Source organism: Variovorax paradoxus EPS (genome assembly GCF_000184745.1).
Classification (GTDB): domain Bacteria; phylum Pseudomonadota; class Gammaproteobacteria; order Burkholderiales; family Burkholderiaceae_C; genus Variovorax; species Variovorax paradoxus_C.
Genome location: NC_014931.1, coordinates 3,056,746 through 3,076,887, shown reverse-complemented (window position 1 = coordinate 3,076,887; position 20,142 = coordinate 3,056,746). Strand labels below are relative to the sequence as shown.

Sequence of the window (20,142 nt, the reverse complement as noted above, 5' to 3'; positions counted from 1 at the left end):
GCTGGTCAACATGAACGATCCCACCATTCATCCGGTGCTTCTGTGCGGCGGCAGCGGTACGCGGCTGTGGCCGCTGTCGCGCAAGGCGCTGCCCAAGCAGTTCGCGCCGCTGATCGGCAACAAGAGCCTGCTGCAGCTCACGCTCGAGCGGCTCTCCGCACTGAACCGGACCATCACCTGCGTAGCCTCGGAAGACCATCGCTTCCTGGTACGCGAAGCGATGGAGAACGCCAGGACCGAGGGCCGGCAGATCCTGGAGCCGACGCCGCGCAACACCGCCGCCGCCATGGCCGCGGCCGCGCTGCTGGCCGAGCCGGACGACCTGCTGCTGTTCGCGCCCGCCGACCACCACATTCCCGACGCGGCGCTGTTCGCGGCCACGGTGCGCGAAGGCGTCGATGCGGCGCTGGCGGGCCGCATCGTCACCTTCGGCGTGGCGCCCAGCTTTCCGAGCACGGCCTATGGCTACATCGAGGCGGCCGGACCTACCGGGCATGGCGAGAGCCGCGTCGTGGCGCGTTTCGTGGAGAAGCCGACGGCGTCGGTGGCCGAATCGCTGATCCTGCATGGCGGCTACTGCTGGAACGCCGGCATCTTCCTGGTGCAGGCCCGCACGCTGGTCGCGGCGCTGCGCACGCACGCGCCGGACATCCTCGCGGCCTGCGAACGCGCGGCCGCGGCGGTCTCGGTCGACGGCAGCTTCCTGCGCCTGGACCGCGAGGCCTTCGAGGGCTGCCGCGGCGAGAGCATCGACTATGCGGTGCTCGAAAAACATGCCGGCGTCGCGGTCGTGCGCTTCGAGGGCACCTGGAGCGACGTGGGCAGCTGGAACGCGGTGGCCCAGTTGCACGCGGCCGACGAGGCGGGCAACCGCGTGAGCGGCCAGGGCCGCGTGCTGAATTCGCGCAACACCTTCGTCCATGCGCCGCACCGGCCGGTGGTGGCGCTGGGCACCGAGGACCTGATCATCGTGGACACGCCCGACGCGGTGCTGGTGGCGGGCGCGGACTGCGCCGAACAGGTTGCCGACGTGGTGCGCATGCTCGCGCGCGAAGGCACGGCCGAGGCCACCGAGCATCGCCGCGTGGTGCGGCCCTGGGGGGCTTACGACAGCGTGGACACGGGCGAGCGCTTTCAAGTGAAGCACCTCACCGTCAAGCCCGGCTGCAAGCTGTCGCTGCAAATGCACCACCATCGCGCCGAGCACTGGATCGTGGTCCGGGGCACGGCCAAGGCCACCTGCGGCGGCGCTGTGCAACTGGTGCGGGAGAACGAGTCGATCTACCTGCCCTGCGGCGCCATCCACCGGCTGGAGAACCCGGGCAAGACCATGCTGGAGGTGATCGAGGTGCAAACCGGGAGCTACCTGGGCGAAGACGACATCGTGCGCTTCGACGACACCTACGGCCGCTGCCCGGTGGTGGAGGTACGCGACGTGCCCGAGGTGCCCGCCTGGGCAGCGGTACAGCCCGTGGCCCAGCCCCACGTTGCGCTCACCGCTGGCGCGGTGGCCTGAGCTGGCTCAGCTTATCTACCCGAATGAACCCATGAAAAAACGCGCCGTCGTCACAGGCATCACCGGACAGGACGGGGCCTACCTTGCCGAGCTGCTGCTGGCCAAGGGCTACACCGTCTACGGAACCTACCGCCGGACCAGTTCGGTGAACTTCTGGCGCATCGAGGCGCTGGGCATCCAGGACCACCCCGACCTGCATCTGGTGGAGTACGACCTCACCGACCTGGGCAGCTCACTCACGCTGATCCGCGACGCAGAGCCCGACGAGGTCTATAACCTGGCGGCGCAGAGTTTTGTGGGCGTGAGCTTCAACCAGCCCGAAGCCACCGCACAGATCACCGGCATGGGCGCCCTGCATCTGCTGGAGGCGATTCGCCTGACGAACCGCGGCATCAGGTTCTACCAGGCATCGACCTCGGAGATGTTCGGCAACGTGCAGGCCATTCCACAGAAGGAAGACACGCCCTTCTATCCCCGCAGCCCCTACGGCGTGGCCAAGCTCTTTGCGCACTGGATGACCATCAACTACCGCGAGAGCTACGGCATCTTCGGTTGCAGCGGCATCCTGTTCAATCACGAGAGCCCGCTGCGCGGCCGCGAGTTCGTCACGCGCAAGATCACCGATGCGGTGGCGAAGATCAAGCTGGGCAAGCTCGATGTGCTGGCGCTGGGCAACCTGGACGCCAAGCGCGACTGGGGCTATGCCAAGGAATACGTCGACGGCATGTGGCGCATGCTGCAGGCCGAGAAGCCGGACAACTATGTGCTCGCCACCAACCGCACGGAAACGGTCCGGGAGTTCGTCGACATGGCATTCAGAGCCGCAGGCTATGAGCTCCGGTTCGAAGGAACGGCGCAGGACGAGGTCGCCATCGACAACAGGACCGGCAAGGTTCTGGTGAAGATCAACCACAAGTTCTATCGCCCCGCGGAAGTGGAACTGCTCATCGGCGATCCGACGCATGCCAGGGAAAAACTGGACTGGGAGCCCCGGACGACCCTGGAGCAGCTGTGCACGATGATGGTGGAAGCCGACTTGCGGCGCAACAGCGAAGGCCATTCGTTCTGACAGCGCCAAGGTTCACGGCCGTCACGTAGCCTTCCGCGCATGAGCCACACCGTGAATTTGATCGGTTCCCCCGACGCCACCGCCGAATCGCGCTTTCGCCGCGAACTCGACAAGCTGCTCACCATCGCACTGAATCGACGTTGACGTCCCGATCCTTGCCGGCGCGAACCTTGTCCACGGCCGTCTTCATGTTGTCGTGGATCCCACGCTTGGGCACGCCGCCCAGCATGCGGAAGATATGGTTGTGCGCTGTCGAACAGCATCTTGTGGGTCTGCAATAGGTAGGCACGGACGCTGAATGCTCGGCTATGGCTGAGCTTGAGATGCGCGACCTGCAGCTTGGTGCGCTCGCCGGCGATCACCGCCCAGTCCTCGCTCCAGTCAGATTGGAATGCCTCGATCGATCTCTGGATCTTGGGCTTGTTGTCGGTGGGTGACGGTATGGTTTGGGGTCGCGAAAAATCGCGGCTCGCTATACCGTCAAGCAGGTTGGCGGTATCAACATCGAATCCAACCTGGAGCCCGCTTTGCCTGGTCTCCCCGACAAAACGCTGGGGGGCCCTAAAGCCCAAGGACAAGCCCTACAAGGTGAGCGACCGCGACGGCATGCGATACGACAGGGAACAACTACCCTTGTCGGCACTCGATTTTTTCGGCCAACCGGATGCTCAGTGGAGCCCTGTGACACAACCCTGGATCACTCCCACTCGATCGTCGCCGGCGGCTTGCTCGACACGTCGTAGGTCACCCGGTTGATCCCGCGCACCTCGTTGATGATCCGCCCCGACACCTTCTTGAGCAGCGCGTACGGCAGCTCCGCCCAATCGGCCGTCATGAAGTCGCTGGTCTGCACGGCGCGCAGTGCGACGACGTAGTCGTAGGTGCGGCCGTCGCCCATCACGCCCACGCTCTTGACGGGCAGGAACACGGTGAAGGCCTGGCTCGTGAGGTCGTACCAGGTCTTGCCGGATTCGTCCTTGAAGTTGCGCAGCTCCTCGATGAAGATCGCGTCGGCGCGGCGCAGCAGGTCGGCGTATTCCTTCTTCACTTCGCCCAGGATGCGTACGCCCAGGCCCGGGCCGGGGAACGGATGGCGGTAGACCATCTCGGGCGGCAGGCCGAGCGCCACGCCGAGTTCGCGCACTTCGTCCTTGAACAAATCACGCAGCGGTTCGAGCAGCTTCAGGCCCAGTTGCTCTGGCAGGCCACCCACGTTGTGGTGGCTCTTGATGGTGACGGCCTTCTTGCTCTTTGCGCCGCCCGATTCGATGACGTCCGGATAGATCGTGCCCTGCGCCAGGAAGGTCGCGCCCTTGTGCCCGCCGTCGCCGGCCTTGAGCTTCGCGGCCTCCTGCTTGAACACGGTGACGAACTCGCCGCCGATGATCTTGCGCTTGGCTTCGGGGTCGCTCACGCCGGCGAGCTTGCCGAGAAACAGGTCACTGGCATCGACGCGAATGACCTTCGCGTGCAGCTTGCCTTCGAACATCTCCATGACCATGTCGCCTTCGTTCAGGCGCAAGAGGCCGTGGTCGACGAACACGCAGGTCAGTTGGTCGCCGATGGCGCGGTGGATGAGCGCGGCAGCCACGCTCGAATCGACGCCGCCCGAGAGGCCGAGGATGACTTCTTCGTCGCCCACCTGCTCGCGGATCTTCGCGACAGCTTCGGCGATGTGGTCGCGCATGACCCAATCGGGCCTGGCCTCGCAGATGCCGAGCACGAAGCGCTCGATGATCGCCTTGCCCTGCACCGTGTGCGTGACTTCGGGATGGAACTGCAGCGCGTAGTAGCGGCGCGCCTCGTCGGCCATGCCGGCGATCGGGCAGCTGTCGGTGCTGGCCATGAGCTTGAAGCCAGGCGGCAGTTCGGTGACCTTGTCGCCGTGGCTCATCCACACGTTGAGCATGCCGTGGCCTTCGGGCGTGGTGAAGTCCGAGATGTCCTTCAGCAGCGCGGTGTGGCCATGCGCGCGCACGGCCGCGAAACCGAACTCGCGCTTGTGGCCGCCTTCGACCTTGCCGCCCAATTGGTGGGCCATCGTCTGCATGCCGTAGCAGATGCCGAGCACCGGAATGCCAAGGTCGAACACGGCTTGCGGGCACTTGTCGGTGGTCTCTTCATAGACGCTGGCGTGGCTGCCCGACAGGATCACGCCTTTCAGGTGGCCGTCGGCCGCGTATTCGCGCACCCATTCGTCGGTAACGTCGCAGGGATGCACTTCGCTCAGCACATGCGCCTCGCGCACGCGGCGTGCGATGAGTTGGGTAACTTGCGAGCCGAAGTCGAGGATGAGGATCTTGTCGTGTTGCATGGCGAGAGGACTCAGAGCGTTGAAATGTCGAACAGCTTCACGCCCGCATGGGGCGCTGCCTGGATGAGTTGCTCGTCGAAGGTGGCGAGCGGGAGATTGAGCGACTTGGCAAGCCAGAGATAGCCCGCGTCGTAGATCGAGATGCCTGCGTCGATGGCGACCGCGAGCACGGCCTTGTGCTGGGCCGGCGCGAGTTCGTGCAGTTCGACGCGGTGGCGGATGGCGTCGAGCACGCTCCACAGCCCTTCGACGGCAGACGTCGGAATGCGGCCGCTGCGCACGCCGTTCGCGAGGATGTTGGCGCACTCCCATTGCCAGGCGTTGGGCGCCTGCGGCTCGACTTCGTCGCGGCGGATTGCGGCGTAGAGCTTGCGGGTGTGTTCGCTGGCCTGATCGGGCAGGAGCCAAGCGGCGGTGAGGGAGGCGTCCATGACGAAGGCTGTCACGATTGGCGCCCTTCGTCGAGCAATGCGCGCAATGAAAGACCCGGCTGGATGGCGGCGTGCAGCGCGTCTATCTGGCCGAGTTCGCGGGCGATCTGCTCGTCGGTGATGACCGGCTTGCGACGCACCGGCAGCATGCGCACGACTTCCTTGCCGTGGCGGGTGATGCGAACCTCCTCGCCCTTTTCGACCAAGTCGATGAGGGCAGAGAAGTTGTTCTTGGCTTCAGCGATGCCGATGGATTGCATTTGGGCCAGAAAAATTGAATCTGGCCCAAATTCTAAACCGAGTCTGGCCTGACTTTCAAGGTCTGGCCAGAACAGGCTTATTCGGCGCGGTAGTTGGGCGCTTCCTTCGTGATCTGCACGTCGTGCACGTGGCTCTCACGGATACCGGCTGTGGTGATCTCCACGAACTCGGCCTTGTTCTGCATGTCCGCGATGGTCGCGCAGCCGCAGTAGCCCATGCTGGCGCGCACGCCGCCGGCCATCTGGTAGACGATCGAGACGATCGAGCCCTTGTAGGGCACGCGGCCTTCGATGCCTTCGGGCACGAGCTTGTCGGTGTTGGGGTTGCCGGTGGTCGATTCCTGGAAGTACCGGTCGGCGCTGCCCTGCTGCATCGCGCCGATGGAGCCCATGCCGCGGTAGCTCTTGTAGCTGCGGCCCTGGTACAGCACGATTTCGCCGGGTGCCTCTTCGGTGCCGGCGAACATGCTGCCCATCATGACGGTGCTGGCGCCTGCGGCGATCGCCTTGGCGATGTCGCCCGAGTAGCGCACGCCGCCGTCGGAGATCAGCGGAATGCCCGTGCCCTGCAGCGCGGTGGCGACGCTGTCGACCGCCATGATCTGCGGCACGCCCACGCCGGCCACGATGCGGGTGGTGCAGATGGAGCCCGGGCCGATGCCGACCTTGACCGCGTCGGCGCCGACATCGGCCAGCGCACGCGCCGCGTCGCCGGTGGCGATGTTGCCGCCGATCACGTCGACCTGCGGATAGTTGCGTTTGACCCAGCGCACGCGCTCGATCACGCCGGCGCTGTGGCCGTGCGCGGTGTCGACCACGATGGCATCGACGCCGGCCTTCACCAGCGCTTCGACGCGCTCCTCGGTGCCGTCGCCCACGCCTACCGCGGCGCCCACGCGCAGGCGGCCGTTGGCATCTCGTGCGGCATTCGGGAAGCTGGTCTGCTTGGTGATGTCCTTGACGGTGATGAGGCCCTTGAGCTCCCAGTCGCCGTTGATGACCAGGAGGCGCTCGAGCTTGTACTTGTTCAGCAGCGCCTTGGCTTCGGCCAGCGTCGTGCCGTCGGGCACGGTGATGAGCTTGTCGCGCTGCGTCATGATTTCGCTGACGGGGACGTCGTAGCGGTTCTCGAAGCGCAGGTCACGGCCGGTGACGATGCCGACCACCTTGCCCGCGTCCACCACCGGGAAGCCGGAGATGCCGAGCTGGTCAGACAGCGCCATCACCTGGCGCACAGAGTGCGTCGGCGTGATCACCACCGGGTCGCGCAGCACGCCCGATTCGTAGCGCTTCACGCGGGCCACTTCGGCTGCCTGCTGTTGCGCGGTGAGGTTCTTGTGAACGATCCCGATACCGCCCTCCTGCGCGATGGCGATCGCGAGGCGGGCTTCTGTCACGGTGTCCATGGCCGCCGAGACGAGCGGCAGGTTCAGCGTGATGTTGCGGGAGAGTTTGGTGGCGAGGGAGGTGTCCTTGGGCAGGACCTGGGAGAACGCTGGCACCAACAACACGTCGTCGAAGGTGAGCGCTTTGCCGAGAAGGCGCATGGGTGAAGCTCCAAAAGACGGATTGTAACGAGGCGCCCGGGCCGTCCGGCCGGCCGGGCTTTTCAGGACCGTTGCAAAAGCACCCACCGAGGATGTTGCAAGAAGTAAGGCGCGGCTAAACTTCGGGCATGAAATTCATGCACTGGCTGCTGGTGGGATGTGTCGTGGCGCTGCCGCTCTCTGCGAGCGCGCAATGGCAATGGATCGACAAGGACGGCAAGAAGGTCTTCAGCGACCAGGCGCCGCCGCCCGATGTTCCCGAAAAGAACATCCTGCGCCGTTCGGGCACGCCGCCGCCACGGCCGGCCACCGGCATTGATGCTCCAGCGGCCGAGGGCGCCGAAGCTGGAGCAGCGCCCAAGGCGCGCGAAAGCGCTGCAGCGCCGAAGCCGAGCGGCGTCGACAAGGAACTCGAGGAAAAGACGAAGAAAGCCGAGGCCGAAGAAAAGGCCAAGCGCGCCGCCGAAGAAGCCAAGGTCGCCAAGGCCAAGGCCGACAACTGCGCTCGCGCCCGCGAAGGCAAGTCCACGCTGGACAGCGGCATCCGCATCGCGAAAGTGAATGCCAAGGGCGAGCGCGAGATCATGGACGACTCCGCGCGCGTGGCCGAGCAGAAGCGCGTCCAGTCGGTCATCGACAGCGACTGCAAGTAAAAAACGCGGAACCCGGCTGCCTCAGTAGCCGGTCTTGCCGCCCTTGCGCTGGCTCGCGAAGAGGCCGGTGCCCCGCGCGCCCTGGCGCTTGAAGCGCTCGCGGCGCGCCACCTTCGGATCGACCGTGAGTGGCCGGCACAGTTCGATGCGATCGCCGTCCTTCAGCACCTGGCTCCACTCGACCGCCCTGCCCCAGACACCCGGTGTCATGGCATGTCGCCAATCGAGATCGGGAAAGCGCTGCGGCAACCCGCTCGCCTGCACCGCGTCACTCAGGACGATGCCTTCTTCAAGCTGCAGGACCTGCTCGAACACCTCGCGTGCCGCGGGTGAGCAGGTCAGCGTGATCTCGATCATTCAGGGGGCGCCGTAGACCTGCTCGGCGCGCTTGACGAAGGCTTCGACCAGGCTCGATGCAACGGTGTCGAACACCGGCCCAACGAGCGCCTGCAGGGCGAAGTTGCTGAAGCCGTAGCTCATGTGCAGCTCGACGCGGCAGGCGCGTTCGCCCGCTTCGCCCACGGGCACGAACTTCCAGTTGCCGTCGAGGTTGGAGAACGGGCCTTCGACCAGTTTCAGTTGCACTTCCCGGCCGGGAATGTGGGTGTTGCGGGTGGTAAAGCTCTGGCGCAGGCCGGCGAAGGCCAAGCCGACTTCGGCGGTCATGCCGGCTTCGTCCTCTTCGAGGATCCGGGCCTTGTCGCACCATGGGAGGAACTGCGGATACTTCGCCACATCGGTGACGAGCGCGTACATCTCTTCGGCGCTGTACCAGATGAGGACGGACTTGTTGACTGTTTTCATAGAATCGGTGCAGCGTGCGCGACGGATTGTATTGAAGCCATGCGTCCCCATCTTCCCGAGCCATGGCCACAAAGAAACAAGATACCTCCTCCCGCATTGCCGACAACAAGAAGGCCGCGTACAACTATTTCTTCGAAGAACGCTTCGAGGCCGGCATCGTGCTCGAGGGCTGGGAAGTCAAGTCGCTGCGCGAAGGCAAGGTGCAACTGACCGACGGCTACGTGGTGATCCGCGACGGCGAACTGTTCGTCGTGGGCCTGCAGATCAACCCGCTCAAGAGCGCTTCGACGCACGTCAACCCTGATTCGATCCGCACCAAGAAGTTGCTGCTGCACAAGGAAGAGATCCGCCGCCTCGTCGGCAAGGTCGAGCAGAAGGGCTACACGCTGGTGCCGCTCAACCTGCACTGGAAGGCGGGCAAGGTCAAATGCGACATCGCGCTGGCCAAGGGCAAGGCCGAGCACGACAAGCGCGACACCATCAAGGACCGCGAAGGCAAGCGCGAGGTCGAGCGCGCAATGAAGAGCCGCAGCCGCTAGTCATTTTTTGCGCGGCATGGAATAAAACGCGCTCTGCGGGCGTTTGTGCGGTGTCATCGGATTGCCGATGTCACCCAACCAGGAGATTCCATGTCGCCACTTCGCGCTTCTTCCCTCGGCGCCGCTGCCGCTCTGATCGGCAGCCTGCTCGCCCTTCCCGCATTCGCTCAACCCAAGGCGGCCGACGGCGCCCTGGTCGGGCCGAACGGCATGACGCTCTACACCTTCGAGAAGGACACGGCCGGCAACGGCAAGTCGGTCTGCAACGGCGGCTGCGCCACCAACTGGCCGCCCTTCATGGCCGCCGACAGCGACAAGCCGAGCGGCGACTTCACCATCGTCACGCGCGACGACGGCAAGAAGCAATGGGCCGCCAAGGGCTGGCCGCTCTACTACTGGGTGAAGGACACCAAGCCGGGCGACAAGACCGGCGACGGCGTGGGCGGCAACTGGAAAACCGCCAAGCCCTGATCCGGAACTCGCGCTCCCGGCCCACCCATGGACGCCCGCCTGCTGGTCGACCACATCCCGAGCCTGCGCCGCTATGCGCGCGCGCTCACGGGCAACACGTGGGCGGCCGACGACCTTGTGCAGGACACCCTGGAGCGGGCCTGCAGCAAGTGGCGGCTCTGGGTGGTGGGGAGCGACCTGCGCGCATGGCTCTTCACCGTCATGCACAACATCTTCGCAAGCCAGGTGCGGCGCACGCCACCGCCGCACGCCGTGGTGCCACTCGACGACGCCACGCAGGAGCTGCACGGCGGCATCGACCCGGGCCGGGACCAGGGCATAGGCCTCGATCTGCAACGCTGTCTGCTGCAGTTGCCCGAGGAGCAGCGCGCCGTGCTGCTGCTGGTGACGCTCGAAGACATGTCCTATGCCGAGGTGGCGAAGGTGCTGGGCATTCCTGCCGGCACCGTGATGTCGCGCCTCTCGCGCGCCCGCGTGCGGCTGCAGGAGCTGCTGGACGGCGCCGCCGCGCCGCATCGCCCCGGCTTGCGCCGTCTCAAATGAAGCCCGCCCCATGACCCGCCCCGGCCCCCCTCCCACCGACATCACCGACGACGAACTGCACGCACTGGTCGATGGCCAGCTCGCCCCGGATCGCCGCTCCACGGTCGAAGAAGCCCTGGCGCGCGACCCCGCCATGGCCGCGAAGGTCGCGGCCTGGCACACGCAGCGCGATGCCCTGCGCCGCCTGCATGGCGAGCTGCTGGACGATCCCATTCCCGCGCCGCTGATGAGCGCCCTCGACCGCCACCTGCCCCGGCAGGCCCGGCGCAGCAGCTGGATGCGCTGGGGCGGCATGGCCGCCGGCGTGCTCGTCGCGTTTGCCGCGGGCTGGCTCGGGAACGCGCAATGGTCGGCATCGCACGCCCCATCGAGGCAACTGGCCAAGGCGCCCGCGATGCGCGAATTCGTGCACGACGCGTCGATTGCCCACGTCGTCTACGCACCTGAAAAAAGGCACCCGGTCGAAGTCGCTGCCTCCGAACAGCAGCACCTGGTGCAGTGGCTCTCCAAGCGGCTCGACCGGCCGCTCAAGGTGCCCGACCTGAGCACCCTGGGCTACACCCTCGTCGGCGGCCGCCTGCTGCCCGGCGAAACCGGCGCGCGCGCCCAGTTCATGTTCGAGGACGCGGCGGGCGAGCGCGTCACGCTCTACATCGGCACCCTCGATGCCCGGGCCGCGGGCTCGTCGCCGGACGCGCTGAAGGAAACCGCCTTCCGCTTCGCCTCCGAAGGCCCCGTGCCGAGCTTCTACTGGGTCGACCAGGGCTTCGGCTATGCCGTTGCCGGCAAGCTACCGCGCGAGGTTTTGCTCAAACTTGCGACCCTCGCCTACCGCGATTTGTCGTGAGCCCGGCATAAACTGCCGGCTCGCGCAACAACCCGCTTGCCTTGTTTGTTTTCGCGATTTTTCAACCGAAGGAGAAACTGCATGAAATTGCTCAGCGCCTCGATCCTCGCGGCGGCCCTGCTCGCCGGCTGCGGCGGCATGTCCAACAAGACCGCCAGCGCGCCCGACACCCCCACTCGCACCGCCGACGGCGTGCTGGTCGGACCGAACGGCATGTCGCTCTACACCTTCATCAAGGACACGGCCGGCGCCGGCACCTCCGCCTGCAACGCCCAGTGCGCCGCCAACTGGCCGCCGCTCCCCGTCGCCGAGGCTGCCAAGCCGATGGGCGGCTACACCATCATCATTCGCGAAGACGGCAAGCGCCAATGGGCCTACAAGGGCTGGCCGCTGTACTACTGGGCCAAGGATGCCAAGCCGGGCGACAAGACCGGCGACGGCGTGGGCGGCAACTGGAAGATCGCGCGCCCCTGAGCGCCACGGTGGTCACCTGATCGCAAAGGCTCCGGCTCACACCGGGGCCTTTTTTGTTGGCGCGTGCGCCACGGCAGAATCGCCGCATGAATCCTGCAGCTGCGAATCCGGATGCGTTCCTCGCCCTTCTCTCCTTTGGCCTGATCACCGATGCGCAGCACGACGCCGTGCTCGCTCATCCCGAGACCGCCGCGCTTCCCCCGATCCCCGGCCCCGCGCACGCACTGGCCTGGATGTGCCTGAAGGGCCTCGTCAACCAGGAGGAAATCGACGCCGCCGTCGAGCGGCTCGAAGAGGCCTCGCCGCCCATCGCCACCGCCGACGATGCGTCCTATATCGCCTACGACGCCGAGGAATTCGGGGAACTCGGCGACCGCGGCATCACCCACGAGGCAGTGAACGCGCTCTTCAATGACGGCCTCGTCGATGCCGAGGCACGCGACATGGCACTGGAGAAAACGCCGCTGGTCGGCAGCGTGCCCGCCGCACCGGCCGCGACGCTGGCCTGGATGGTGATCGACGGCCCGCTCGAGAGGGAATTGTTCGAGGCCACGCGTGCCGAGGTCGCGGCCGAGCCGGCCTTTGCCATGGCGGCGGACCGGGCCCGCATCGTGGCCGAGGCGCAAGACGAGATCGCGGCCGACGAAAAGGCAGTCGGCGCGTGGCGCGCCACCGCGCAAGGCAAGCGCCGCCGGAGTGCCTGGACCTCCGGGCTGGTCACGCTGGCGATCGCAGGCGGACTGGGCTGGTACCTGTTCGCGCCGGCAGGCGTGCCGGCCTGCGATGCCGACGCCACGCACAAGACACTGCAGGGACTGATGCTCCGCGTATCGATCGACGCACGAACCCAGGGCCTGCGCGAAGTCGGCATCCCGAGCCTGAGCGGGCTGCGCGAAATCGGCTATCGCAAGGACGAACGCATCCGCGGCTGCATGGCGACGATGACACGGGGCGACGACACCAAGGCCATCGCGTACACGGTCGGCCCGGCCTCGGCCGACGACGACAAGATGATGGTGCGCGGCGCCGACCCGGTCATCGTGGAGGCTCGGTTCGGCAATCTGGATGCCAAAGGCAAGCCGCTCTACAACGCCGAGCCCATCGGGCGCGTGGCGGCGGAGAAGGCCTTCCGTGACGGCGTGACTGCCCTGCAGGCGAGCTCGCCCGCGGCGGCAATGCTCCAGCGCCAGCTCGAACGCCAGCGCGCGCGGCAGCGCTCCACCACCGGCCTCGTGGTCACCGACGCGGACCGCGAACGCGAGATCGCCGACTTCGAGCCCACCGGTCCCTGCCGCGCGCACGAAGACGGGGTGAGCCGGGTCTGTCCGCTGGTCGTCGAATACAACGACAGCCTGCTGGCCACCATCGGCCGCGCGCAGTCGCTGCCGATGACCGGCGAATTCACCTTCGTGCAGGACAACGGCAACTGGCGCATGAGTGACGACTTCGCAAAGCGCTTCACCCGGGCGGTGACGGAAGCCCGGTTGATCGGCATGGGCGTGACGGACGCCGCTGCGGCGCCCGAGTAAGTCGTGCGCGCCTAGTGCGCGCCAGGCAAGGCGGTGTCGGCCGCCGTCGTGCGGCGCCCGCGCAGCGCCAGCAGCTCGTTGAACACCAGTGCGCCGATGACCAGCGCGCCGCCTGTCAGCACGCTGGCCGCCGGCTCCTCGCCCGCCCCGAGCCAGGCCAGCGCAATGCCGAAGATCACTTCGAGCAGCGCCAGCAGAGCCACCTCGGGCGCCTTCAGCACCTGCGCGCACAGCACCGACAGCACACAGGGAATGGCCAGCTGGAACACGCCCAGGAATGCCAGCAAGCCGAGGTCGTGCGCACTCGCCTGGAACGGCAAGGCGAAAGGCAAGGTGAACAAGGCAGTGAGCACGGCGCCGATCAGCACGGCGGGCACCAGGTCGATGTCATGCCCCTTGGCATGCGCGTGCTGGACCACGGTCCAGTTGGTGGCGCTGGCCAGCGGCACGCACAGCGCGACCAGCGTGCCAAGCAGCGAAGCACCGCCCGCCCCGCCCTGCACCAACTGCGTGCCGTACATCCAGCCGATGCCCAGCCCGGCCACCACGATGGCCACCCAGGTGCGCGCAGGCAAACGGTGACCGATGAAGATGCGCGCGGCGAGCGCGGTGAGCAGCGGCCCGAGCGACATCGTGACCAGCACGCTCGCCGTCGAAGCCATCGTGAGCGCCACCATGAAGGCCGTGAACATCACGGCCCAGCAGACGCCCGAGATCCAGAGTTCGCGCCCGCCGCTGCGCAGCTGCGAGAACACGGCGCGTCCCCGCCAAAGCGGCAAGATCACCAGCAGCGCCAGCATCGTGAAGAGGCTGCGCCAGAAGGTGATCTCGAAGCTGTGCGCCTGCGTGAGGTGCCGTGTGACGACGCCCGCCGTGCCCCACATCAGGGTCACGACGACCATCAGCCACACAGCCCCGCCGTGCGTCAGGCGCATGGGATTGCGAAAGAGCTGTTGTACGCGAGGAGGCGATCAGCCCATCGACGTGTCGCGGCCAGCGCGCTTGCGGTCGCTTTCCTTCAGGAAACGCTTGCGCAGGCGCACGCTCTTTGGCGTGATTTCGACCAGCTCGTCGTCCTCGATGAACTCGACGCCGTATTCCAGCGTGAGGTCGATCGGCGGCGTGATCTTGATCGCGTCTTCCTTACCGCTCACGCGGAAGTTGGTCAGCTGCTTGGTGCGCGTGGCGTTCACGACCAGGTCGTTGTCGCGGCTGTGGATGCCCACGATCATGCCTTCGTACACCGGATCGTTCGCCTTCACGAACATGCGGCCGCGGTCGTCCAGCTTGCCGAGGGCATAGGTGAAGATTTCACCGTCGTCCATCGAGATCAGCACGCCGTTCTTGCGGCCACCGATGTCGCCCTTGTGCGCTTCGTAGCTGTCGAAGATGTTGCTGATGAGGCCCGAGCCACGCGTCAGATTCAGGAATTCGTTGGTGAAGCCGATGAGGCCACGCGCCGGAATGCGGTACTCCAGGCGCACGCGGCCGCGGCCGTCCGGTTCCATGTTGACCAGCTCGCCCTTGCGCTCGCCGAGGGCCTGCATGACGCCGCCCTGATGGCCTTCTTCGATGTCGGCCGTGACCATTTCGATGGGCTCGTGCTTCTCGCCGTTCACGGTGCGGAACACCACGCGCGGCTTGGACACGGCCATTTCGAAGCCTTCGCGGCGCATGTTTTCCAAGAGGATGGTCAGGTGCAGTTCGCCGCGGCCCATGACTTCGAAGATGCCTTCTTCGTCGGTCTCGCTCACGCGCAGGGCCACGTTGTGCTGCAGTTCCTTTTGCAGGCGGTCCCAGATCTGGCGGCTGGTCACGAACTTGCCTTCGCGGCCGGCCAGCGGGCTGGTGTTCACGCAGAAGTTCATGGTCAGGGTCGGTTCGTCGACCTTGAGCATGGGCAGCGGTGCGGGCTTGTCCTTGTCGGTCACGGTGACGCCGATGCCGATGTCGGCGATGCCGTTGATCAACACGATTTCGCCGGGGCCGGCTTCGGTCGACTGCACGCGGTCCAGGCCCTGGAAGGTCAGCACCTGGTTGATGCGGCCCTTGATGGCCTTGCCGTCGGGGCCTTCCATGACCAGCACGTCGGTCATGGGCTTGAGCGTGCCCTGGCTGATGCGGCCCACGCCGATGCGGCCGACGAAGGTCGAGAAGTCGAGCGCGGAAATTTGCAGTTGCAGCGGCGCGTTCGGGTCACCCTTTTGCGACGGCACGTGTTTCAGGATGGTGTTGAAGAGGGCCGACATGTCGGGGCCCCACTGCTCGCCGGCAGCGCCTTCTTCGAGCGACGACCAGCCGTTGATGCCCGAGGCGTACACCACGGGAAAATCGAGCTGTTCGTCGGTCGCGCCGAGCTTGTCGAACAGGTCGAATGCGGCGTTGACCACCTTGTCGGGGTTCGCGCCAGGCTTGTCGACCTTGTTCACGACCAGGATGGGCTTGAGGCCGAGCGCCAGCGCCTTCTTGGTCACGAAGCGCGTCTGCGGCATCGGGCCTTCCTGCGCGTCGATCAGCAGCACCACGCCGTCGACCATCGACAGCGCGCGTTCCACTTCACCGCCGAAGTCCGCGTGGCCCGGGGTGTCGACGATGTTGATGTGCGTGCCTTCCCAGGTCACGGCGCAGTTCTTGGCCAGGATCGTGATGCCACGTTCCTTTTCGATGGCGTTGTTGTCCATCACCGTGTCGACGACTTTTTCGTGCTCGGCGAAGGTGCCGGACTGGCGCAGCAGCTGGTCGACCATGGTGGTCTTGCCATGGTCCACGTGGGCAATGATGGCGATATTGCGGATTTGCTTGGTACTCATGGTGTCGCTTCTGTCTGTTGTGCGTTCAAAAGAATTTGCTGAATTTCGATGGGGTTCAGCAAGCGCCCCGGGATCAGTTCGTTGGCGGCGATATGCGCCGTGCCCAAGAAGGCGGGAGGCGTGTCGCCAAATACCGCCACGTGGTCTGCATCAGCCCAGGCGCCACGGCGGCGCAGGCCGGACAAAAAACGCCCCGCATCTTCGCTGCCGAGCGTGACGATCGTGTGGCCTTCGACCAGGGATTCGGCAGGCAACAACTGGGCCAGCCGCTCTTCCTCGCCCATGGCTTCGAGCGCTTCGAGCGTGATGCACTGCGCCACGCCGAAACCGCCGGTGGCCGTACGGCGCAGCGACGTGAGATGCGCGCCGCAGCCCAAGGCTTCGCCGATGTCTTCGCCCAAGGTGCGGATGTAAGTGCCCTTGCTCACCGAGGCCACGATGCGGATGGCGTTGCCCGCCGATTCGGAGGCCGCTTGCGTGACCTTCAATGCGTGGATCACGACGTCGCGCGGGGCACGTTCGATCTCGATGCCTTCGCGGGCGTATTCGTAGAGCGCCTTGCCGTCCTTCTTGAGGGCGCTGTGCATCGGCGGAACCTGGCGGATCGGGCCGGTGAACTGCGCCTCGGCGCGGGCCAGGTCTTCGGCGGTGACGTGCACCGGGCGCTCGGCAATCACCTCGCCTTCGGCATCGCCGGTCGAGGTCTTGATGCCAAGGCGCGCCGTGGCTTCGTAGGTCTTGTCGGCATCGAGGTGCAGCTGGCTGAACTTGGTGGCAGCGCCAAAGCACAGCGGCAGGACGCCGGTGGCCAATGGATCGAGCGTGCCGGTATGGCCCGCTTTTTCGGCACGCAGCAACCACTTGGCCTTTTGCAAGGCCTGGTTGCTGGAAAGTCCCAGCGGTTTGTCGAGCAACAACACCCCATGCACAGGGCGCCGCTGCACCCGTGTGCGTGGCGCATTCATCGCTATTCGTCTTTCGAGCGCGAAGCGACAGCCTGCGCGATCAGCGCGTTCATGTCGGCCGCGCGCTCGGTGGTGCGGTCGAACAGGAAGTGCAGCGTGGGCACAGTGTGGATATGGAGGCGCTTGAACAGGCCATTGCGGAGGAACCCCGCGGCCTGGTTAAGCGCTTCGGTGGTCTCGGCCACGTCGCCCGTGAGCAGGCTGAAGTAGACCTTCGCGTGCGCATAGTCGGGCGTGACCTCGACCGCCTGGATCGTGACCATGCCCACGCGCGGGTCCTTCAACTCGCGCGCGATCAGTTCCGTCAGATCGCGCTGGATCTGGTCGGCGACCTTGAAGGCGCGGTTGGGGGCGGCGGCTTTTCTTTTGGGCATGAACGCTCTCGCTTCGAACGCTTACAGCGTCCGGGCGATTTCCTTGATCTCGAAGAATTCGAGTTGATCGCCCTCTTTGATGTCGTTGTAGTTCTTGAGTTTGATACCGCACTCAAAACCTTCGCGGACTTCGCGGACATCGTCCTTCATGCGCTTGATCGAGTCGACTTCGCCGGTGTAGATCACCACGTTGTCGCGCAGCAGGCGGAAATGCGCACTGCGGTTGACCGAGCCCGAGGTGATGTACGAACCTGCGACCGTACCGATCTTCGAGGCGACGAACACCGTGCGGATTTCGGCCGAACCGATGATCTCTTCGCGGCGCTCCGGTGCCAGCATGCCCGACATCGCAACCTTGATCTCGTCCACGGCGTCGTAAATGATGCTGTAGTAGTTCAGTTGCACGCCGTTGCTCTCGGCCAGCTTGCGCGCACCGGCATCGGCACGCACGTTGAAGCCGATCACGATGGCCTTGGAGGCGATGGCGAGGTTGATGTCGCTTTCGCTGATGCCACCGACGCCGGCGTACACCATTTGCACCTTGACTTCCTCGGTCGCCAGCTTGAGCAGCGACTGGGCCAGTGCTTCCTGCGAGCCCTGCACGTCGGCCTTGATGATGATCCGCAGCGTCTGCACTTCGCCCGCCGACAGGTCGGTGAACATGTTCTGCAGGTTCGCGGCCTGGGCCTTCGCCAGCTTCGTGTTGCGGAACTTGCCGGCACGGTAGGTGGCGATTTCGCGCGCACGGCGCTCGTCGGCCATCACCATGAACTCGTCGCCCGCCTGCGGCACTTCGGTCAGGCCCTGGATCTCGACCGGGATCGACGGACCCGCGGTCTTGATGGTCTTGCCGTTCTCGTCCAGCATGGCGCGCACGCGGCCATAGGTCGAACCGGCCAGCACCACGTCACCCGCCTTCAGCGTGCCCGACTGGATCAGCACGGTCGCAACCGGACCGCGGCCCTTGTCGAGCTGCGCTTCGATGACCAGGCCCTTGGCGGCGGCATCGACCGGCGCCTTGAGTTCCAGCACTTCGGCCTGCAGCAGCACTTGCTCGAGCAGATCGTCGATGCCCTGGCCGGTCTTGGCCGACACCGGCACGAACGGCACGTCGCCGCCGTACTCTTCGGGAACGACCTCTTCGGCCACCAGTTCCTGCTTCACGCGGTCCAGGTTGGCATCGGGCTTGTCAACCTTGTTGATGGCAACCACGATCGGCACACCAGCCGCTTTCGCGTGCTTGATGGCTTCCTTGGTCTGGGGCATGACGCCGTCGTCGGCCGCCACCACCAGGATCACGATGTCGGTGGCCTGCGCACCGCGGGCACGCATGGCGGTGAACGCCTCGTGACCCGGAGTGTCGAGGAACGACACCATGCCGCGTTCGGTTTCAACGTGGTAGGCACCAATGTGCTGCGTGATGCCGCCGGCTTCGCCCGCTGCGACCTTGGCGCGGCGGATGTAGTCGAGCAGCGAGGTCTTGCCGTGGTCGACGTGACCCATGACGGTCACGACCGGTGCGCGCGGCAGGGCTTCCGCCGTTTGCGCCGACACGTCCTCGTCGGTGAAGGCTTCCGGATCGTCCAGTGCGGCAACCACTGCGTTGTGACCCATTTCCTCCACCAGGATCATGGCGGTATCTTGGTCGAGCGACTGGTTGATGGTCGCCATCTGGCCCAGCTTCATCAATTGCTTTATGACTTCGCCGGCCTTCACGGCCATCTTGTGCGCGAGCTCGGCCACCGTGATGGTTTCGGGCACATGCACTTCCAGGATGCGCGCCTCGACCGGTGCGGCCGGCGTGTGCTCTTCATGACCGCCGCGGTCGTTGCCGCGACGGCCGCGTGGGCCTCCGCGCCAGTTGCCGCGACCGACACCACCGCTGGCATCGCCGCGGGTCTTGATTTCCTTCTTCTTGGCAGGATCGCCCGCCCAGCTCGACGAGAGCTTGGCCGACTTGACTTCCTTGCCAGCGCCGGCTGCGGCGCCAGGGGCTGCAGCAGCACCCGGTGCGGCTGGCGCACCAGGACGCGCTGCGGGCGTGGCCGGCTTGTGCAGCGTGCCCTTGACCGCGGCCTTCTCGGGCTGCGGCTTCTCGGGCGCCTTGTGCGGCACCAGCACGCGGGCCGGTGCATTCATCATGGCGCGGATGGCTTCGGCCTCGGCGAGGGCCTTGCGGCGACGCTCGTCCAGGTCCTTGGCGCGGGCGGCTTCCTCGTCGGCACGGGCCTTCGATTCGGCGGCGGCCTTGGCCTTCGCGTCTTCCTTGGCTTGCGTGGCGGCGGTCTGGGCGGCCAGCTTGGTGTCGGCGGCTTGCTGTTCCGCAGCGGCGGCCGCGGCGACTGCAGCAGGCGCTTCGACCGGCTTGGCGGCTTCCTTCGCGGGCGCAGCAGCGGCTTCGGCGGCAGCCTTCTTTTCGGCGGCGATGCGTGCAGCTTCCTGCTCGGCCTGTTCGGCACGCTCGGCCTTCTCGGCCTGCTCGCGTTCACGGGCTTCGGCTTCTTCGCGGAGACGCCGCTTCTCGACCAGTTCTTCTTCCTGGCGGCGGATCAGCTCGGCCTGGCGGCGCGCTTCTTCCTCGCGGCGGGCCAGTTCGGCCTCGTCCACGTGGGGTGCGGCCGGCGCGGCGGCAGGCGCCTCGGCGGTTTGCTGCACGGGCTCGGCCGGGTGGCCTTCGTCGCGCTGGATGAAGGTGCGCTTCTTGCGCACTTCCACCTGGATGGTGCGGGCGCGGCCGGTGGCGTCGGCCTGCTTGATCTCGCTGGTCGACTTCTTGGTCAGCGTGATCTTCTTGCGCTCGGGCTCGGCGGTGCCATGGCTGGCTTTGAGAAAGCCGAGCAGGCGCTGCTTGTCAGCCTCGGTGAGTGCATCGGTGGGCGCCGCTTTGGGCACGCCTGCGCTCTTGAGCTGGTCAAGCAAGGTTTCGGGAGTCTTCTTGAGCTCGTTCGCGAACTCGGCGACAGTGGTACTGGACATATTGGTTTCGTGCCTCCATG

At 66.0% G+C, this 20,142-nt stretch carries 20 protein-coding genes and 1 pseudogene; 9 read left to right on the top strand and 12 right to left on the bottom strand.

All coding sequences use genetic code 11. From position 1 onward, the window contains the following. The first annotated feature begins 10 nt into the window (after window positions 1-10). Both VARPA_RS14330 and gmd read left to right on the top strand, forming a co-directional pair. Entirely contained in the window at window positions 11-1,516 is a 1,506-nt protein-coding gene (locus VARPA_RS14330; protein ID WP_013541289.1) for a mannose-1-phosphate guanylyltransferase/mannose-6-phosphate isomerase, read from the top strand. Between the two features lie 31 nt (window positions 1,517-1,547). Next, window positions 1,548-2,585 carry a GDP-mannose 4,6-dehydratase gene (gene gmd, locus VARPA_RS14325; protein ID WP_013541288.1) on the top strand — a complete coding sequence of 346 codons (1,038 nt, stop codon included), beginning with the start codon at window positions 1,548-1,550 and terminating at the stop codon, window positions 2,583-2,585. A gap of 116 nt (window positions 2,586-2,701) precedes the next feature. On the opposite strand, the pseudogene VARPA_RS30615 reads toward gmd, so the two are convergent. The 5 genes and pseudogenes from VARPA_RS30615 to guaB form a co-directional block, all read right to left on the bottom strand. After that, a pseudogene (locus VARPA_RS30615) lies at window positions 2,702-2,983 on the bottom strand (IS21 family transposase); the annotation flags it as partial. 299 nt (window positions 2,984-3,282) lie between these two features. Next, window positions 3,283-4,899: a glutamine-hydrolyzing GMP synthase gene (gene guaA, locus VARPA_RS14320; RefSeq protein ID WP_013541286.1), complete on the bottom strand. Its 1,617-nt coding sequence runs from the start codon at window positions 4,897-4,899 to the stop codon at window positions 3,283-3,285. Between the two features lie 11 nt (window positions 4,900-4,910). Beyond that, window positions 4,911-5,330, bottom strand: coding sequence for a type II toxin-antitoxin system VapC family toxin (locus tag VARPA_RS14315; protein ID WP_013541285.1), 420 nt, complete (start codon window positions 5,328-5,330; stop codon window positions 4,911-4,913). An 11-nt stretch (window positions 5,331-5,341) separates the two neighbouring features. Further along, window positions 5,342-5,590, bottom strand: a complete 249-nt coding sequence (locus tag VARPA_RS14310; protein WP_013541284.1) for a type II toxin-antitoxin system Phd/YefM family antitoxin — start codon at window positions 5,588-5,590, stop codon at window positions 5,342-5,344. 77 nt (window positions 5,591-5,667) lie between these two features. Then, window positions 5,668-7,137, bottom strand: coding sequence for an IMP dehydrogenase (guaB, locus tag VARPA_RS14305; protein ID WP_013541283.1), 1,470 nt, complete (start codon window positions 7,135-7,137; stop codon window positions 5,668-5,670). Between the two features lie 128 nt (window positions 7,138-7,265). Here guaB and VARPA_RS14300 point away from each other — a divergent pair, with 128 nt between their 5' ends. Continuing rightward, window positions 7,266-7,790: a DUF4124 domain-containing protein gene (locus tag VARPA_RS14300; RefSeq protein WP_013541282.1), complete on the top strand. Its 525-nt coding sequence runs from the start codon at window positions 7,266-7,268 to the stop codon at window positions 7,788-7,790. A gap of 21 nt (window positions 7,791-7,811) precedes the next feature. Here the strand turns inward: VARPA_RS14300 and VARPA_RS14295 are convergent, their stop codons facing one another. Both VARPA_RS14295 and VARPA_RS14290 read right to left on the bottom strand, forming a co-directional pair. Continuing rightward, window positions 7,812-8,147 (bottom strand): RnfH family protein, encoded by a 336-nt coding sequence (locus VARPA_RS14295; protein ID WP_013541281.1) that lies wholly within the window; start codon window positions 8,145-8,147, stop codon window positions 7,812-7,814. Beyond that, on the bottom strand, window positions 8,148-8,594 hold the full coding sequence (locus VARPA_RS14290; RefSeq protein WP_013541280.1) for a type II toxin-antitoxin system RatA family toxin: 447 nt from the start codon (window positions 8,592-8,594) through the stop codon (window positions 8,148-8,150). It lies immediately after the preceding gene. A gap of 62 nt (window positions 8,595-8,656) precedes the next feature. Here VARPA_RS14290 and smpB point away from each other — a divergent pair, with 62 nt between their 5' ends. The 6 genes from smpB to VARPA_RS14260 all read left to right on the top strand — a co-directional run bounded on the left by smpB (window position 8,657) and on the right by VARPA_RS14260 (window position 12,997). Further along, window positions 8,657-9,133, top strand: a complete 477-nt coding sequence (smpB, locus tag VARPA_RS14285) for an SsrA-binding protein SmpB (RefSeq protein WP_013541279.1) — start codon at window positions 8,657-8,659, stop codon at window positions 9,131-9,133. 90 nt (window positions 9,134-9,223) lie between these two features. Continuing rightward, the gene (locus VARPA_RS14280) at window positions 9,224-9,604 is read left to right on the top strand and encodes a hypothetical protein (RefSeq protein WP_013541278.1); all 381 of its coding nucleotides are present in this window, start codon (window positions 9,224-9,226) and stop codon (window positions 9,602-9,604) included. A gap of 27 nt (window positions 9,605-9,631) precedes the next feature. Continuing rightward, complete coding sequence (locus VARPA_RS14275) at window positions 9,632-10,147, top strand: sigma-70 family RNA polymerase sigma factor (protein WP_013541277.1); 516 nt, start codon at window positions 9,632-9,634, stop codon at window positions 10,145-10,147. Window positions 10,148-10,157: 10 nt separating this feature from the next. Next, entirely contained in the window at window positions 10,158-10,994 is an 837-nt protein-coding gene (locus VARPA_RS14270) for an anti-sigma factor family protein (RefSeq protein ID WP_013541276.1), read from the top strand. An 81-nt stretch (window positions 10,995-11,075) separates the two neighbouring features. Next, window positions 11,076-11,468, top strand: a complete 393-nt coding sequence (locus tag VARPA_RS14265; protein WP_013541275.1) for a hypothetical protein — start codon at window positions 11,076-11,078, stop codon at window positions 11,466-11,468. 86 nt (window positions 11,469-11,554) lie between these two features. Continuing rightward, a complete protein-coding gene (locus tag VARPA_RS14260; protein ID WP_013541274.1) occupies window positions 11,555-12,997 on the top strand; it encodes a hypothetical protein in 1,443 nt (480 codons plus the stop codon). An 11-nt stretch (window positions 12,998-13,008) separates the two neighbouring features. On the opposite strand, the gene VARPA_RS14255 is transcribed toward VARPA_RS14260, so the two are convergent. From VARPA_RS14255 to infB, 5 genes are read right to left on the bottom strand one after another with little or no spacing between them, the layout of a single operon-like run. Further along, window positions 13,009-13,932, bottom strand: coding sequence for a DMT family transporter (locus VARPA_RS14255; protein ID WP_013541273.1), 924 nt, complete (start codon window positions 13,930-13,932; stop codon window positions 13,009-13,011). 36 nt (window positions 13,933-13,968) lie between these two features. Then, window positions 13,969-15,807, bottom strand: a complete 1,839-nt coding sequence (gene typA, locus VARPA_RS14250; RefSeq protein ID WP_013541272.1) for a translational GTPase TypA — start codon at window positions 15,805-15,807, stop codon at window positions 13,969-13,971. Continuing rightward, window positions 15,804-16,772, bottom strand: a complete 969-nt coding sequence (truB, locus tag VARPA_RS14245) for a tRNA pseudouridine(55) synthase TruB (RefSeq protein WP_013541271.1) — start codon at window positions 16,770-16,772, stop codon at window positions 15,804-15,806. The genes typA and truB overlap by 4 nt, the downstream gene beginning before the upstream one ends. Window positions 16,773-16,774: 2 nt before the next feature. Continuing rightward, window positions 16,775-17,146 (bottom strand): 30S ribosome-binding factor RbfA, encoded by a 372-nt coding sequence (gene rbfA, locus VARPA_RS14240; protein ID WP_013541270.1) that lies wholly within the window; start codon window positions 17,144-17,146, stop codon window positions 16,775-16,777. Window positions 17,147-17,167: 21 nt separating this feature from the next. Next, window positions 17,168-20,122: a translation initiation factor IF-2 gene (infB, locus tag VARPA_RS14235; protein WP_013541269.1), complete on the bottom strand. Its 2,955-nt coding sequence runs from the start codon at window positions 20,120-20,122 to the stop codon at window positions 17,168-17,170. Window positions 20,123-20,142 lie beyond the last annotated feature (20 nt).

What these genes read in the sequence shown, in the direction of transcription:
- typA (WP_013541272.1), bottom strand. Translation starts at nt 15,807, where the DNA reads ATGAGTACCAAGCAAATCCGCAATATCGCCATCATTGCCCACGTGGAC.
- VARPA_RS14310 (WP_013541284.1), bottom strand. Translation starts at nt 5,590, where the DNA reads ATGCAATCCATCGGCATCGCTGAAGCCAAGAACAACTTCTCTGCCCTC.
- VARPA_RS14295 (WP_013541281.1), bottom strand. Translation starts at nt 8,147, where the DNA reads ATGATCGAGATCACGCTGACCTGCTCACCCGCGGCACGCGAGGTGTTC.
- infB (WP_013541269.1), bottom strand. Translation starts at nt 20,122, where the DNA reads ATGTCCAGTACCACTGTCGCCGAGTTCGCGAACGAGCTCAAGAAGACT.
- VARPA_RS14280 (WP_013541278.1), top strand. Translation starts at nt 9,224, where the DNA reads ATGTCGCCACTTCGCGCTTCTTCCCTCGGCGCCGCTGCCGCTCTGATC.
- guaB (WP_013541283.1), bottom strand. Translation starts at nt 7,137, where the DNA reads ATGCGCCTTCTCGGCAAAGCGCTCACCTTCGACGACGTGTTGTTGGTG.
- VARPA_RS14290 (WP_013541280.1), bottom strand. Translation starts at nt 8,594, where the DNA reads ATGAAAACAGTCAACAAGTCCGTCCTCATCTGGTACAGCGCCGAAGAG.
- VARPA_RS14300 (WP_013541282.1), top strand. Translation starts at nt 7,266, where the DNA reads ATGAAATTCATGCACTGGCTGCTGGTGGGATGTGTCGTGGCGCTGCCG.
- gmd (WP_013541288.1), top strand. Translation starts at nt 1,548, where the DNA reads ATGAAAAAACGCGCCGTCGTCACAGGCATCACCGGACAGGACGGGGCC.
- VARPA_RS14275 (WP_013541277.1), top strand. Translation starts at nt 9,632, where the DNA reads ATGGACGCCCGCCTGCTGGTCGACCACATCCCGAGCCTGCGCCGCTAT.
- guaA (WP_013541286.1), bottom strand. Translation starts at nt 4,899, where the DNA reads ATGCAACACGACAAGATCCTCATCCTCGACTTCGGCTCGCAAGTTACC.
- VARPA_RS14330 (WP_013541289.1), top strand. Translation starts at nt 11, where the DNA reads ATGAACGATCCCACCATTCATCCGGTGCTTCTGTGCGGCGGCAGCGGT.
- VARPA_RS14270 (WP_013541276.1), top strand. Translation starts at nt 10,158, where the DNA reads ATGACCCGCCCCGGCCCCCCTCCCACCGACATCACCGACGACGAACTG.
- rbfA (WP_013541270.1), bottom strand. Translation starts at nt 17,146, where the DNA reads ATGCCCAAAAGAAAAGCCGCCGCCCCCAACCGCGCCTTCAAGGTCGCC.
- VARPA_RS14265 (WP_013541275.1), top strand. Translation starts at nt 11,076, where the DNA reads ATGAAATTGCTCAGCGCCTCGATCCTCGCGGCGGCCCTGCTCGCCGGC.
- VARPA_RS14255 (WP_013541273.1), bottom strand. Translation starts at nt 13,932, where the DNA reads ATGCGCCTGACGCACGGCGGGGCTGTGTGGCTGATGGTCGTCGTGACC.
- smpB (WP_013541279.1), top strand. Translation starts at nt 8,657, where the DNA reads ATGGCCACAAAGAAACAAGATACCTCCTCCCGCATTGCCGACAACAAG.
- VARPA_RS14260 (WP_013541274.1), top strand. Translation starts at nt 11,555, where the DNA reads ATGAATCCTGCAGCTGCGAATCCGGATGCGTTCCTCGCCCTTCTCTCC.
- truB (WP_013541271.1), bottom strand. Translation starts at nt 16,772, where the DNA reads ATGAATGCGCCACGCACACGGGTGCAGCGGCGCCCTGTGCATGGGGTG.
- VARPA_RS14315 (WP_013541285.1), bottom strand. Translation starts at nt 5,330, where the DNA reads ATGGACGCCTCCCTCACCGCCGCTTGGCTCCTGCCCGATCAGGCCAGC.